At 69.1% G+C, this 14714-nt stretch carries 10 protein-coding genes; 3 read left to right on the plus strand and 7 right to left on the minus strand.

The features are described from left to right. The first annotated feature begins 108 nt into the window (after window positions 1-108). The gene (locus IH13_RS0119860) at window positions 109-1077 is read left to right on the plus strand and encodes an endonuclease/exonuclease/phosphatase family protein (RefSeq protein WP_031086297.1); all 969 of its coding nucleotides are present in this window, start codon (window positions 109-111) and stop codon (window positions 1075-1077) included. A gap of 83 nt (window positions 1078-1160) precedes the next feature. Here the strand turns inward: IH13_RS0119860 and IH13_RS0119865 are convergent, their stop codons facing one another. The 6 genes from IH13_RS0119865 to IH13_RS0119890 all read right to left on the minus strand — a co-directional run bounded on the left by IH13_RS0119865 (window position 1161) and on the right by IH13_RS0119890 (window position 11667). Continuing rightward, entirely contained in the window at window positions 1161-2549 is a 1389-nt protein-coding gene (locus IH13_RS0119865; RefSeq protein WP_031086300.1) for an SGNH/GDSL hydrolase family protein, read from the minus strand. A gap of 60 nt (window positions 2550-2609) precedes the next feature. Continuing rightward, window positions 2610-4610, minus strand: a complete 2001-nt coding sequence (locus tag IH13_RS0119870; protein ID WP_031086302.1) for a PIG-L family deacetylase — start codon at window positions 4608-4610, stop codon at window positions 2610-2612. Window positions 4611-4666: 56 nt separating this feature from the next. Next, on the minus strand, window positions 4667-7540 hold the full coding sequence (locus tag IH13_RS0119875; protein WP_031086304.1) for a stealth conserved region 3 domain-containing protein: 2874 nt from the start codon (window positions 7538-7540) through the stop codon (window positions 4667-4669). 8 nt (window positions 7541-7548) lie between these two features. Further along, entirely contained in the window at window positions 7549-8493 is a 945-nt protein-coding gene (locus IH13_RS0119880; RefSeq protein ID WP_031086306.1) for a hypothetical protein, read from the minus strand. Next, window positions 8490-10172 (minus strand): stealth family protein, encoded by a 1683-nt coding sequence (locus tag IH13_RS0119885; RefSeq protein WP_037841852.1) that lies wholly within the window; start codon window positions 10170-10172, stop codon window positions 8490-8492. The genes IH13_RS0119880 and IH13_RS0119885 overlap by 4 nt, the downstream gene beginning before the upstream one ends. 376 nt (window positions 10173-10548) lie before the next feature. Continuing rightward, a complete protein-coding gene (locus IH13_RS0119890; protein ID WP_031086310.1) occupies window positions 10549-11667 on the minus strand; it encodes a DUF8189 domain-containing protein in 1119 nt (372 codons plus the stop codon). A 458-nt stretch (window positions 11668-12125) separates the two neighbouring features. Here IH13_RS0119890 and IH13_RS0119895 point away from each other — a divergent pair, with 458 nt between their 5' ends. Continuing rightward, window positions 12126-13223 carry an LCP family protein gene (locus IH13_RS0119895; protein ID WP_031086311.1) on the plus strand — a complete coding sequence of 366 codons (1098 nt, stop codon included), beginning with the start codon at window positions 12126-12128 and terminating at the stop codon, window positions 13221-13223. A gap of 20 nt (window positions 13224-13243) precedes the next feature. After that, window positions 13244-13639 carry a PIN domain-containing protein gene (locus IH13_RS0119900; protein ID WP_031086313.1) on the plus strand — a complete coding sequence of 132 codons (396 nt, stop codon included), beginning with the start codon at window positions 13244-13246 and terminating at the stop codon, window positions 13637-13639. Between the two features lie 15 nt (window positions 13640-13654). On the opposite strand, the gene IH13_RS37945 is transcribed toward IH13_RS0119900, so the two are convergent. Continuing rightward, window positions 13655-14714: amino acid permease (locus tag IH13_RS37945; RefSeq protein ID WP_031086315.1), on the minus strand; the 1060-nt coding region annotated here is incomplete at its 5' end.

The following is a 14714-nucleotide window of genomic DNA, read 5'->3' on the forward strand; positions in this document are numbered from 1 at the left end:
GGCCTGCGACTCCCATCGCACGGCCCGCCGTTCCTGTCCTCGTGTCATGTCGCACGCGGGTTGTGAAACGATGGTCCTTCCGTCTCTCCGATGCCGCGAAGGATTTCCGTGCCCGTACGCGCCCGCGCAGCGGCTGCTGTCATCAGCGTCGTGGCCCTGCTGGCGGCGGGAGCGGTCTTCGCGGACCGAGCCACGCACGAGGCGCCCGGGCCCCGGGGGGAACGTGGCCCGACGGTCCTGCGTGTCGTCACCTGGAACGTCTGTGGCGAGGCGGGCGGGAAGCGCGGCGAGGCAGGCTACTGCCCCTACCGGAACTCTCCCGCGGAGAAGGTCGAGCAGATCACCGAGCTGGCGCACGAGCGCGACGCAGATGTGATCGCCCTCCAGGAGATCTGCGGGGGCGCTGCGGGCAGCCACCTTTCGCTGCTGCGGACGGCCTTGGGCCCTGAGTGGTCCGTCCGCCGTGCCGAGGGGGCCCGGCCCGACGGCCGGACCCGGTGCCGCGGCGGCCTCTCAGGGCACCTGGGCGTGGCCATCGCGGTCCGTGGCAAGGTGGTCGGCGCCCGGTCCCGGAACGCGCTCCCGCCGGACCCCGCGGGCCACAGCCACGAGACCCTGCCGGTACTGTGCGTCCGCGTGAGCGGCTGGTCGTACACGCCGTGCACCACGCACATACTCCCCGGCGAGGAGCCACGGGTGCTGGAGCAGATCACCGGGGTGCGGGACTTCGTGCGGCAGGAAGACCGTCCCACCGTACTGACCGGGGACTTCAACCGGAACTCGGGTGCCTCCCAGCTGAAACCGCTCGTCTCCGCGTTCACCGAGTGCCCGGAGCTGCTCGGCACCGGACAGGGCACATCTACCTATCACCAATGGAAGCCCGCGGAAGGTACCCACTCCTTCCACACCCTCGACCACGTGTTCGTCAGTAAGGCGTCAGAGGTGCGAGCGCCGTTCGCCCGGTGTGGTGTCGACCGCGACCGGATGGACACCACGCCCAACGAACCCGGCGGCGTGGAGCCCGACGGCTACTCGGACCACGCTCCTGTGTTCGCCGACATCCGTACGGGCGGCTGAGCCGTCCGCAGACGCGCTCCCGCGCGGACAAGCGGGCCCGCGGGCAGGGCCGACGACGCCCCGGGGCAGACCCGCCGCCGGTCTCAGGGGCCGGCGAAGGGGTGGTGCTCACACGCGTCGCCACCGCACGGCAGCCGGGATCCCGCCGACTCCCTGAGCCAGTTCCCGTCCGGGATGCCGAGGACCCTGAAGGTGCGGCGGGCCGGTTCGGAGTGGATGGCACTGAAGACGGAGACGAACTCAACGGTGTGGAGTCCCGGCCGCCAGTCGTGTGGGTGGGTGACGTTCCACGTGCCGTCGTCGCGAACCGGCGCTTCGGCGATCATCCGTTCCCCCTCCAGCACCATCACTTTCCTCACACCCTTCGGTGCGGTTCCCGAGAAGCGGGGCCGCGGGCCGCTCCACGCTCCCTCCGCGGGCCCGTTGACCCGCGGGGGCGCGATCCGGTCCAGCACGGTGAAGGGGAGTTCGGCAGCGGGTGTCACGCCGTGTCCCGTCAGACCGACCGCCTGGAGCAGGTGGTCCCCCTCGGGCCACTGCACGGCGCGTCGCCACTTCCACGTGCCGGCCGGCCCGACGCCCGTGCCTCCCGCGTATACGCCGTTCGCGAAGAAGAGGACATAATCCGTACCGGGGTCGACCGTGCCGCTGAACTTCAGCGATGCGCCGACGAGCGCCGCCCTGTCCGGCTTCGCGATCGCCGGTGCGGCGCCGGTACGTTCCGTGGCGTAGAGCGCGTAATCCGGATTTTCCACCGTGAATTCCGGCAGCACCGGTGGATAGACGGCGGGGACCAGGGTCTCAGGACGCACGACGCCCTCGGGGAGCCCCGGCAGTTCGTGAAGGGCAGAGGCGAACATCTTCGCGACCGCCTGAGCACCCGCCTCGTTGAAGTGGGAGGCGTCGATGATGCCTTCCGGGTGATTCGGGTGCTCGCCGGCATCGACCCAATGGAAGAACTGCTTCGCGCGTGTGGGGCCGAGACCCCGCAGGAAATCCGTGGTGAGGGTGTTCAGGTCGATGAGCGGAGACTCCGTCTCCGCCGCGACCTGCCGGACGACGTCCGGATAGCCGTCACGCGTGTCGAGCACATTGCCGTCGATGTCGAACGTACAGCGGGCGGCGGGGGTGACGAGCACGGGAATGGCATTCTGTGTGCGTATTCCCTCCACGTACAGCCGGAGGTATTCCTTGAACTCCCTGCGGCTGTGGTAACGGATCAGCATGTTGATCCGCTGCTCCACACCGCCGAAGTCGATGGCCACGACGTCGCCCGGCTTCAGCATGTTCAGCAGGGCGACGAACCGCCCGGGGTAGTAGTCGCGGGCGGTCATCGCGTCCCGCGCGTAGTTCTTCACTTCCCATTGGTCCGTGAAGAACTCGGCAAGGTACTGGCCCCAGCCGGCAAGCGGCGACTCCGCGGGGGTCCTGGACGCGGCGACGGAGTTGCCGATGATGCAGATCTTCCTCATGACGTTCTGTTCCTCATTGGCCCTGTTGTCCTGGCATGGATCCGACTCGTACCGGTGTGGTCAGACGGTCGTCCAGTCGGCGAAGCCACTCTCGGCGAACGGCTCTCTCTGCCGCCGGACACGCAGTTGCCCGTCGATACCGACCGCCGCTGTGACCACGCGCCCTTGGCAGTCGGCAGCCAGGGACGGCGCTCCCACGGTCAAGAACCGCGACTCCTCCCAGAGAGGCACCCCGCGCCGTCGGTCGTTGGCCAGGACGGCGACTCCGACCCCGCCGGCGGCGTTACGTCGGGCCAGCACGATCGCATCCTGTCCCTCTCCGAGACGGCGCAGTGCCGCCACGGGACCGGTGCCCCCGGCACCTCCCAGGTTCTCCGCCTCTGCGGGCCATCCCCCCGGCCCAGGCTGCTGCCGGTGTTCACGGATCTCTCCCGACTCTTCCTCGCGGTAGAAGAGGGACATCCGCGAACGCCCGGTCTGGAGCGGAGTGATGCCGCCACCGGGCCGCCAGGTGTCCTGCGTGGGCACGAGCAGCCCGCTGTCATGGCTGAAGGGGCCGTAGACGGCATCCTGCTTCCAGCGCGAAGCGCCTTGGCGGGTCGGGGCGTAGACCTCGATGCGACCGGTGGACGTCAGAACGGCGGACGGTGCGTCCTGCAGCCCGGCGCCGCCGAGGTCCTCCCAGTCGGACCAGCCCTCGTCGGTCTCCCGGCGGGCGCTCAGGCCGAAGCCGAAGTTGCGCACGAACACATGGAGCCGACCGGCCGGGTCGGTCACCGCGGCCGGTACACCGACCTCACGGCACCGCTGCCAGTCCCCCGTGTATCCCTGCGGGTTGCCGACGACTTCCCACGGAGAGGCTTCCTCGCCTCTCAGCCAGGCGCGGACCACCTCCACATCCGCGGTGCCGCCCGGGCCCGACGTACGACGCAGGCCTACGAGGTGAACGGAACCTCGACGGTCGGGCGCCACAGTGAGCGCCGGCAACAGTCCGGCCCCCTGCAGGAAGAGCGGTCCGACCCATTCCGGTCCGCCGGGAACGGACTCGGTCCAGACGGCGACCCGCCCACCCATGACCGCGTAGGCGGCCAGCCGCCCATCGGGCCGGAGTCGCAGCCAGCCGGTACCAGGTGCATAGCGCGAGGCCGTGCTCCATCCGTAGCGGCGGATGTCCGCTCCGTCGCCGAGCTGGCGGTCACCGCAGTGACGATGGGTGCACGGATGCCCGTCCGCGCCACCGTAGACGTCGATCAGACGCTTCTTCTCGGCATAGGCGGTCTCGGTGAGGTTGCTCGGCCAGAGCTTGTTGGCATAGCCCCGGTAGTGCTCCACCAGAGGCGGTACGCCTCCCGTACGTTGATAGCGGTCCACCGCTTCCAGGGCGAACTGCGCGGTGGCCGTGTGATCCTGATGATCGCTGGAGGACGGTCCCTTGGCTTTGTCCCAGGCGGTGTGCTGCGGGTCGGGATCCATCGTCCAGACCACCGTGGGCCGGAAGTACCGCATCATTTCGACCAGACAGAGCAGGACGCTCTCGCTGCTCAGTTCCTGCACCTGCTGCAAGGGCGAGTCCTCGGCGACGAGGGTAGGCGCGACCGGCGACCGGCCGCTCCACAGAGTCGCCAGCCTGGAGGGGGGAACATCCGGGGAAAAGCCGTGCGCGGCGTCCACCATCCGCACGCCGAGGAAGTACAGCTGGATGTGAGGTGCCGCGAGAAGCGTGGACCGTTCGGCCAGTACTCCTGCCGAGAACTCGACGACGTCGCGTGACCACGGGCTGTCCCGCTCCCCTGTGGCCATGACCGCGTACGCCGCGCGCAGTCCGTTCTGCCGGGCAGCCATGTAGCCCGAATAGTCCGGCGGAACCGTGCCACGCGTCTGGTCCCGCGTGTCGATGTTCCGGCCGTCCGCCTCGGCGGCCGTCAGATAGACGCTGGCGATCGGGTGCCTGGCCTCGACGGCACGCTGGAGGTCCGGATTGACGAAGTACAGGTCGTCATCCGGGTGGGCGAGGATCTGGACGACCGATGCCTGACGCGGCGGCTGGGCTGGAGAGTTCATGCGGTGGGCCTTCTGTGCGTCTCCGGACGGCTCGACGGGAGGTGTCACCGGGTACGTCACATGGGCCACCCCGGGAGGCTGCCGACGCGGGCGCGCTGATTGCGTGGCGAACCCTTCTCGAACTGGCTCGCGACGGGGAAGTAGCTGGGGAGGAAGGCCGTGAGTATCGAGTCCTGCTCCTCCTCCGGGACGTCCCCGTCATGGAAGTCGTTGAGGCAGAAGACGTCGTGCGGACGGGCTGTCAAGATGCGGTTCAGACGCGGTTTGTGGTCGCTCAGGCCGACGTTGACGAAGCCGCAGGAGATGCTTCCCGGCACACTGCGCAGTGTGTGATAGCCGTAGTAGTGGTGCAGCGACGAGGCGACGGAGACATCGCTGTGGTTGCGTAGCTGGTTGGCGGCCGTCGTCGCCATGGGCCCCTGGTAGTACTCCTCGATCTCCTCCAGCACGCTGCGGCGCAGCGGGTGGGGGGCGTGCAGGAAGGAATGCGCCAGCACCTGACCGAAGGTGGCTTCGATGAGCGCCCGGTTGTTCTTGGCCGCACTGATGTTGAACTCGTCGGCGTAGCTCGCCGGAGCCATCGGCACGGCGGTGGGCGACATGAAGTGCTTCGCCTGGCCGTTGCTGTGGAAGAACATTCCGGGCTGGAGGGTCCGTCCGACGAAGACGTCGTCGTTGAAGTAGAGGAAGTGCTCCGCCAGGCCTTCGATGTGGTGCAGTTGGCTCTCGATCGCGTGGGAATTGTAGGTCGGCAGCATCCCGCGCGGTCCGAAGATCTCCCTGTGGTCGACGACCCGGACACGGGGGTGCGCGGTGTCGAGCCAGGACGGCACCTGCTGGTCGGTGACCAGGTAGATGTTCCGGATCCACGGCGCGTACATGTCGATCGAGCGCAGCGAGTAGCGCAGTTCGTCCCGGTCCCGGAACCTGGCCGCGCTCGTTGCGGCGTCCTCGGTCTCCAGACCCAGCCCGGCCAGGGCTGTGTTCTTGCGTCCCAGCCAGTCGAGGTCGGCTCCGTCGACCCATGTGTACACGGCGTCGACGGGGAACGTCACATCGCCGTGCAGGGGACGGGTGAAGGGCGTGATCGAGGGATAGACGCGCGCCCCCAGGGTGAGAGGGGTACGCGTCATGGCCTGCTTGGGCACCCGGTCACCGATGAGGGTCCGGGTGGGAGAGGTGAGGAATGCCCCGTCCTCCGGGTCGTCGTCCCAGAACGAGATGGTGCAGCCGTAGACGGCGCCGAGCCTGAGCGTGCGGGACCGGGCCACGGCACTCCGGTAGACGCGTACCCCCGAGCCGGGGGTACCGAGGTAGTTCTCGAGGAGGCCCGCAAGCACCGTGGCGACCGCGTTCTGGTTCTCGTTGAGCACCGACGCGTACACCGCCTGGTCCCGGTAGGCGCCGGCGAGTGACTTCAAGGTGGCCTCCCAGTAGGAGGCGTGCACGGCGACGGTGTGCCTCACCAGGGAGTCACGCACCACGAAGTAGGGGATGTCCGCACCCTCCAGCGCATCGGCGGCGAGCGCCAGATTGGCCTGGACGATGTCCCACGGAGATTCCCATTCGATGACCTTGCACACCTGTCCGCCGTCCCGGACCAGCCCGCGGTCGTTCTTGAGCAGGCGCTCCTCCGACGCGCGCTGGTTGCCGGTCCGCACGGTGCTGGCGGGCGCCGGGGAGGCGGCCGGCACGGTGCCGTCTCCCCCGCTGAGCAGGTCATGCATGGCCTGCCGCTCGGTCTTGGCCGTGTCCCGACGGCCGGCTTCCCGGTCAGCGACGAGTTCCGAGAAGATGCGTTCCCACTGGCCGGTGACCACCGCCGGAGCGAAACGCCCGACGACCTCCAGGGCGGCCTCGCCCATGCGGTGGCGTAGCGGTGCGTCCTCGATGAGCCGGAGCAGGCAAGCGGTCAGCGCGTCGATGTCGCCGGTGGGCACCAGCATCCCGGAGTGACCGTCGATGATCACCTCACGGGGCCCGTTGGGCGAGTCGTAGGAGACCACCGGTACACCGGCAGCCTGTGCCTCGGCGAGGACGAGACCGAAGGCCTCGTTGCGTGAGGTCAGCAGGGCGATGCTGGCCTTGGCCCACTCCTCCGCGAGATGCGGCGAGTTGCCGTTGAGCTGGACACAGTCGTGCAGGCCGAGCGCGTCGATCTGACGCCGGAGCGCGCCGCTGAGCGGCCCGTCCCCGAAGATTCGCAAGGTCCACGACGGGTGCCGCCGCGCCACCGTCGCCCAGGCCGTGACGGCGTGGTCGATCTGCTTCTCGCCCACCAGCCGCCCGGCGATGACGACCGTCCGGGTCTCAAGGGTCGACCTGGGGCGGAATCCACCGGGGAGGGCGTTGGGAACGACTTCCAGCCTCGGAGCGGCCGTCCCCAGGGTCTCCGCGAACCATTCCCGGGTCCGCTCGCTCAGCACGCCGAGGGCGTCGAGCTTGGCGGAATAACGCAGGAGCGGCTCGCCGCTGGTACCGCGCAGTTCGGACACCCGGTGCTCCTGATGCACCGTGACCACCCAGGAGGGCGCCAGGTGAACCGCGAGGGCCATGAGTGCGGGTGTGGTGGTGATCAGTACGTCGGTGTCCGTGTCCTGCAACGCCAGTTCGAGTTCCAGGTCCGAGACCCGGTTGAACGCGGCCTCCCAGGCGCGGTCCACGATGCGACTGGGCTGCGCGGACAGTGCCGCCCAGACCGCGTCGTCCACCGTCGTGTCGCGCAGGGGGCGCTGAACAGGTCCCGTGAGGTCGACGAGATAGTCGACGCGCACTCGTTCGTCGGGCGAGAAGAACTGGGCCGCCTTGGACTTGAAAACGCTCAGCACGCGCACGTCGTGGCCTGCCGCGAGTTCCGACGCCTGGTTGAAGACGGCGCGTTCGGTTCCTCCCACGGCATCGGCGGTAGTCAGCAGGAAAGTGATCTTCATCTGGTCTTTCAGCCGATTTCTGGCATCGGGGTGCAGGTGATGCGGAGGTTGCCCGCAGGCGTGTAGCGGGGCTGGACGAGCAGGGGGCGCTGCCCCCGCGGCGCGATCGCCGTCGCACGCATCGCGAAGACCCGGAGGGGGTTACGGACGTCGTGCAGACGACGCCCCAGCCGGAAGGTGCGGCCGGACGCACCGGTCACCGCGACGTCCCAGTGTTCGGGCCGGCTCCGGCGCGGGCCCATGCCCTCCAGCGGGACCTCGACCCTGGCGGTCCCGTCGGCCAGCACGGTGACGGGCTGTCGCAGCCGGCGTCCCGAGGCGATGAACTCCGCCCTGGGCTCGTCGATCCGGATACCGAGAAGCCGGAAGTCGACGGAGATCCCCGCGTGGGTGATGTGCACCTTGACGACTTCGGCGCCCGGCTTGGCGACTGCGGTGACCACACGCATGTTCCCGGTGACGGACCGGCCGATCCGGTGGCGTTGACCGGTCACGCCGGATGCCGTCATCGGCTTGGTCGGGCCCTCGTACGGAGTGGGCAGTTCCACCAGCAGCAACGGTATGCGGCGTGTCCGGCGCCCTGTTCGCAGCTGCAGTCTGACCTGCCAGCGACCGGGGTCCACCGGGGCACCACCCACCTCGGCCCCGAGCAGTACGGCCGCGTCCATGAGCAGGGTGCCGTCACCGCCCTCGTAGACACGGGCGGGGCTCTCGTGGTGCCGTCGACCGCGCGTGAGGACGAGTTCCGCGTGGTCCGGCAGCCGGACCGACCGTGGCAGCTCGGCGTGGAGGTTGACCGTCTGGCCGTCGAGCACGGCGGCGTACTTCAGCCGTGCCGTGCGCCTGGAACGGCGCGGCAGGAAGACGCGCAGGATGAGCCACGAGCGCAAGGCGGTGGCGCGGGCCTCCAGTCGGCCCCGAGCCGCACGGAGGTGGGAACGTCGAAGTATCACTGATGTGTCCGTCCCAGCTCGGCGGTACGCCTGGTCGGCAGTCCTTCGGTCCCAGGCAGCTCGTACGGACTCGGCACGGGGAAGTAGCTTTCGAGGAAACGTTTCACCATGCGCTCCTGAGCGGCGGGGTCCGCCGGAACCACCGTGTCGTTGATGCAGAACGTGTCGAAGTCCCGCCTGGCGACGAGCCGGTCCAGCCGGCGCTGCGCCAGGGCGTCACCGATGTCGATGTAGACGTACCGCAGACTGCCCAGCGTGGCGCGCGCCAGGTGGTAGGCGAAGTAGTGGTGGAGCGACGACGCGATGGGTATGTCATTCGGCGAGCGAAACGTCGAATGCTGTGTCACCCAGTGGGCGCGGGAGTACGTCTGCTCGATCTCGTCCAGCACGGAACGGCGCAGAGCGTGCGGCGTGTGCTTCATCTTCTGCGAGATGACCGTGCCGAACTGCTGGGCGATCAGCCCGCGGCTGTTCTTCCCGGCAGCGTCCACCGGGAGATCCTCGGGCGTGGTGGTGCCCGGGGGTATGAGCGCCTTCGACATGAAGAACTTGGTCAGGCCGTTGGGATGGAAGAAGAGGTCCGGCTGTATCGGACGGCCGAAGAACACGTCGTCATTGAGGTAGAGGAAGTGCTCGGAGAGATCCGGGATGTGGTGCAGCTGGCTCTCGATGGCGTGCGAGTTGAAAGTCGGCAGGGCCGACGGAGCGGAGAATATCTCCTCGTGGTCCACCACTCTGATCCCAGGATGTTCGATGTTCAGCCAGCCCGGTGTCTGCCCCGCGGTGACGAGGAAGATGTTGCGGACCCAAGGCGCGTACTGGTGGATCGACCGGAGGGAGTACCGGAGTTCGTCACGGCTCGTGTACCGGGCGGCGTTGTCGGCCTGCTCGTGCAGGCGCACCCCGGTGTCCGGCTTCAGGCCACGCCGGACCGCCTCCTTGCCCGCGCGCCAGACCGGATCGTCGGCGTCGACCCAGGTGTACACGACATCTATGGGGTAGGCGTGGTCCTCCGGCAGCCGGACGGTGAAGTCGGGAAGCGTACGGGCATACCCCGTGTGGTACTGACTCGGAACCGGGCTGAAGAGCTTCTGCTCAGCCATCCGGCCTTCCGCGGCGACGGATACCCGCGCCAGCACGGAGTTCGGCCTGGGGGCGATCAGCGCGCCTTCTTCCTCGGACCAGAATTCCAGATCGCAGCCGGATTCCGGGCCGAAGATCAAATGCCCGGTCGGATCACAGACGTTCCAGGAAAGCCGTATCACCGCACTGGAGCGGAGCCGCCGCCACGTCTGCGCCGACGAACCGGCCCTCGGCTGTCCACCTGCCCCCTCGGCCGCGTAGCCGGGATTGCGTCCGAAGGCGAGCTGGAGGATTTCCTCGACGTCGTCGCGCAGCCGCGCGGACACGGCGACGCACGGAATGCTCTTCCCGGTTCCCCGCACGGCGAAGTACGCGATCTCCGCCTCTTCCAGGATTTCGACAAGCATGTGGAAGTTCCTGGCCCGCGCGGCCCACTCGGTGGCTCCGCGCACCACTGCCGCGCGGACGTGCTTGCCCTGGACCCGGACCACCCGGAGGGAAGCCTCGGCGCTGTGCCTGGCGGGCTTCCGGCGACCACCCAGCGCCCGTACGACGACGGCTGAACGGGCGGAGTCGAAGCTCGCGAGCGCGTGCATGACCAGGTTGCGGAGTGGGGCGGGAACGCGTCGTACGAGTCGGCGACGGGCTCGAACCGGAACCAAAGACCGATATGTCGACACAAGCGCACTGGTCTCAGGATTGCTGCCGCTCACAGAACTTCGCCCCACCCATACACAGGGGCCGCAGCCCCGTCTCACTCTTCGGTCCCACCGAAAGCTTCATCGCGCGGGACCTGTCACCAGAAGCAGACGGGCCGCCACAAGATCTTCACATCCTGGTCGACTTTTGTCCATCCGTGAACAAGTTAGATGCGCGTTCGTTACACCTTGACCCCATATGCGACACCGTCACCGACAGGCAGCGCGGACCACATCAAGAGGTGGACCCACCGGCCCAGGGAACGACAGCGCGTCAGACCCTCACCGAAGGCGCCATCGCCAGACCGGCTTCGTCCGTCTGCCGGGCGACGCGCAGCGCTCCGTCGTCACCGATCATCGCCAACACGACCCGGCCTTCGGCGTCGCACGCCAACGCCGGCGACCCGGCGGCCTTCTCCCCGGTCGGTGACCACCAAAGGCCCCCGCCCTCGTTCTCCGTTCCACAGGCGGCGATCATGATCCGGCCGTCCAGGCCCCGGTGGGCGAGCACCGTGCAGTCGTAGCCGTCCAGCCAGGTCCGGAGAGCCGCGACGCGCCCGTCGACCTGTCCGTCCCCCAACGGAATCACCCAGCTGCCGGGCCGGTGCGCGACAAGAGCGCCTGTCCCGGCGTCCGCCCAGTAGTACGTCACACGGTCCGGCGCGGTCTCCAGCCCCCTGGCACTTCCGGGACCCACTGCGATCTGCAGGTCGGGGCATCGGTCCATGGCGCCGTCGGGCTCAGTCTGCCGCCAACGCATGACGGAGCCCATACCGGGCACGAAGAGCTCGATGCGCCCAGAAGCGAGGGAAGAAGCGACCATCCCTTCCTGCGCACCACTCCCCTGGAGATCACGCCATGGCTCCCACGCGCCGTTGGAGCCCTCGCGGCGCATCGACACCCCTCCGCCGGCGTTCGTGACGAAGGCGTGGACACGACCCGATCCGCTCACCGCGACCACCGGGGCGCCCATGCGCCCGGCACTGCCGGCGTTGCTGTGCGGATTGCCCACGGTCTTCCATTCCGTGACCGGCCGGCCCGTCTGGAATTGAGTGGCCTGGACCACGGCAGCGGCACCGCCCTCACGGGAAACACGACGCCCGAGGAGGCGGACGAATCCGTCCACGCCCTGCGCCACCGACAGATGCGACAACGGCGGAGCGGAAAAGGAGTCAGGTCCGGTCCACTCCCGCCCAGCAGGGCGGACTTGCGTCCAACGCCGCAGTCCCCCGTCGACGCGCGTGAACACGGTCAGCCGACCGTCTTTACCCATGGAGAGCCACGGTCCTTCCACGACCACGGCGCGGGGCGTCGAAGCGGACCCCCCCTTTTCCGTGTCGGCCGTGTCGCCTGGGCGGCTCACCTGCGCCGCGCGCCCGGACCTCACTCGCATGCCCACGCCCTTCTCGTCACATCTCGCCCGGTTCCCAGGGTCACCCCCCGAGCTCCGGCTCACGGGACCGTGGTGCGACGGATCCCGTCGAGAACGGTGTCCCCCCGGAGGCCCTTGTCGAACAGACCTACGCATCAGAATTTTGTCACATGCTTCACCTGGCCCACACAACTCCACGACGCGTCGTCCCCGGAGTCCAGTCCGCCGCCACCGTGCGGCGGTCGCGGGGGCATCGGCGCGACCAGTCCGCCTCGTCCCGGCAGGGCACGGAGGCTGCGACGACGCATCCACACGGCCGTGGCACGGCCTCCGGTCGCACGACCGTCGGGCACCGCGTGCGGTCACCTGTTCTATAGTGCTCGGTCAGTCATGCATTCACGGACCGGTCACACCCCCCACCCGAGTCCCACGCACTTCACCGCCCATGCCGGGCCATGAGATTTGAGGACTCGAGCAGGATGAGCCACGACGTCATGACGCCGGATTCGCACGACGGCCCGGACGGCCCCCGCTCGCGGCGCGCGGCCAAGCCACGCAAGCGTCACCGCGGCCTCAAGATCACCCTCGCGGTGCTGGTCGTCCTCCTGCTCGCCGCGGGCGGCACCGCCTACTGGCTCTACAGCCGGCTGGACGGCAACATCAACGGCGTCGACATCGACAAGGCGCTCGGCGAGGACCGCCCCGAGAAGCTGCCCACCGCCGGACAGAACCTGCTCGTCCTCGGCTCCGACTCGCGGGCCGGGGCGGAGAACAAGGAGCTGGGCGGCGGCGGTGCGGTCGGTGGGGCCCGGTCGGACACCGCGCTGGTGGTGCACATACCCGAGGGCCGGCAGAAGGCCGTCGCGGTCTCCATCCCGCGCGACACGCTGGTGACGCGGCCGGAGTGCGCCAAGGACGACGGCTCCACGATGCCGTCCGCCGAGCGGGTCATGTTCAACTCCGTGTACTCGCAGGTCGGCCCGGCCTGCGTCGTCAAGACCGTGGAGAAGATGTCCGGGGTCCGCATCGACCACTACATGGAGATCAACTTCGCCGGGTTCAAGGACCTGGTCGACGCCATAGGCGGGGTCACCGTCGACGTCGAGGAGCCGATCCACGACAAGTCCTCCGGGCTCGACCTGACCGCCGGCACCCACAAGCTGGACGGCACCGAGTCGCTCGCCTACGTCCGGACCCGGCACGGCATCGGTGACGGCAGCGACCTCGGCCGCATCGGGCTCCAGCAGCAGTTCCTCATGGCGCTGCTGACGGAGGTCAAGTCGCAGGACCTGCTGGGCAGCCCCACGACGACGTACAAGATCGCCGACTCCGCCACCAAGGCGCTCACGACGGACGAGGGTCTCGCGTCGCTGACCTCGCTCAGCGAGTTCGCCCGCTCGATGAACGGCGTGGACCCGTCCTCCATGGAGACGATCATGCTGCCGGTGGCGTACGACAAGACCGACCCGAACCGTGTGGTGGCCGCGCAGCCGCAGGCCGACACCCTCTGGAAGGCGGTCCGCGAGGACGCCGCCATCCCGGAGTCCGCGAAGAAGTCGCCGGCCACCGGGGGCTGATCCCGTGACACCCTTCGGGGATGACGGACGAACACACTCTGGTCGTGGTCGACGCGGCGAACGTCGTCGGGTCGGTCCCGGACGGCTGGTGGCGCGACAGGCGCGGTGCGGCCGAGCGGCTGCGGGACTCGCTGGTCCCGTACGCCGCCGCCGGGCTCCCCGGCCTCGCCGGGCCGCTCGATCTCGTGCTGGTCGTCGAGGGTGCCGCCCGGGGCGTGGACTCCGTACCGGGCGTACGCGTGGAGAGCGCACCCGGCGAGGGGGACGACAGGATCGTCGCACTGGTCACCGCATGGGCCGCCTCACCGGCCGGCCGGGGGTGCCTGGTGGTCACCGCCGACCGGGGGCTGCGGCAGCGGGTCGAGGCGTACGGGGCCCGGTGCGCGGGGCCGCGTACGGTACGGCCCCGCGGCTGAGCGGCGGCGCCTCGGTCAGCGGCGCCGCGCCTCCTTGGCCAGACCGCTGTTCCGGCGGCCGTACGCGGCGTAGATGACGACCCCGATCACCATCCAGGCGCCGAACCGCAGCCAGGTCTCGGCCGGCAGGTTGAGCATGAGCCAGACCGAGGCCGCCACCGAGAGGACCGGGAGCACCGGCACCCACGGGGTACGGAAGGCCCGGGGCAGGTCGGGGCGGGTACGGCGCAGGACGATGACGCCCAGGGCGACGACGACGAACGCGAAGAGCGTGCCGATGTTCACCAGGGTCGCCAGTTCGTTGATGCTCGTGACCCCCGCGACGATCGCGATGACCACGCCGAGCAGGATCGTCGGGCGGTACGGGGTGCCGAAGCGCGGGTGGGTCTTGGAGAAGAACCGCGGGAGCAGCCCGTCGCGGCTCATCGCGAAGAAGACCCGGGTCTGGCCGAGCAGCAGGATCAGGCAGACCGTGGTGAGCCCTACGGCGGCGCCGAAGCTGATGACGCCCGCGTAGAAGGGGTGCCCGATGGCCTTGAACGCGTCGGCGAGCGGGGCGGTGACGGAGAGTTCGGTGTAGTGCTGCATGCCGGTGACCACCAGGGACACCGCGACGTAGAGCACGGTGCAGATGAAGAGCGAGGCGAGGATGCCGCGCGGCATGTCGCGCTGCGGGACCTTCGTCTCCTCGGCCGCGGTGGCCACGACGTCGAAGCCGATGAAGGCGAAGAAGACGATGGACGCGGCGGTGAAGATGCCCATGAGGCCGAAGTTGGTCGGGGCGTAGCCGAACATCAGCTGGACCAGCGGCGCGTCCCAGCCGCCGCCGGAGGGCTGGGGTTCGGCGGGGGGGACGAAGGGCTTGTAGTTGGCCGCCTTGACGAAGAACAGGCCGGCGACGATCACGATCCCGACGACGGCCAGCTTGACGACGACCACGACCGTGGTGACCCGGGCGGAGAGCTTCATGCCGAGCACCAGGATGACCGTCAGGACGAGGACCAGCGCGAACGCGAGGACGTCGAAGCCGAAACCGGCTGCGGCGTCGGGTCCGGACAGCACCGCGGGCATCGAC

Source organism: Streptomyces sp. NRRL WC-3549, from assembly GCF_000721935.1.
Lineage (GTDB): Bacteria > Actinomycetota > Actinomycetes > Streptomycetales > Streptomycetaceae > Streptomyces.

Coding starts and splice junctions, on each gene's coding strand:
- IH13_RS0119865 (WP_031086300.1), bottom strand. CDS start 2,549: ATGAGGAAGATCTGCATCATCGGCAACTCCGTCGCCGCGTCCAGGACC.
- IH13_RS0119870 (WP_031086302.1), bottom strand. CDS start 4,610: ATGAACTCTCCAGCCCAGCCGCCGCGTCAGGCATCGGTCGTCCAGATC.
- IH13_RS0119875 (WP_031086304.1), bottom strand. CDS start 7,540: ATGAAGATCACTTTCCTGCTGACTACCGCCGATGCCGTGGGAGGAACC.
- IH13_RS0119885 (WP_037841852.1), bottom strand. CDS start 10,172: ATGCACGCGCTCGCGAGCTTCGACTCCGCCCGTTCAGCCGTCGTCGTA.
- IH13_RS0119890 (WP_031086310.1), bottom strand. CDS start 11,667: ATGCGAGTGAGGTCCGGGCGCGCGGCGCAGGTGAGCCGCCCAGGCGAC.
- IH13_RS0119895 (WP_031086311.1), top strand. CDS start 12,126: ATGAGCCACGACGTCATGACGCCGGATTCGCACGACGGCCCGGACGGC.
- IH13_RS0119900 (WP_031086313.1), top strand. CDS start 13,244: ATGACGGACGAACACACTCTGGTCGTGGTCGACGCGGCGAACGTCGTC.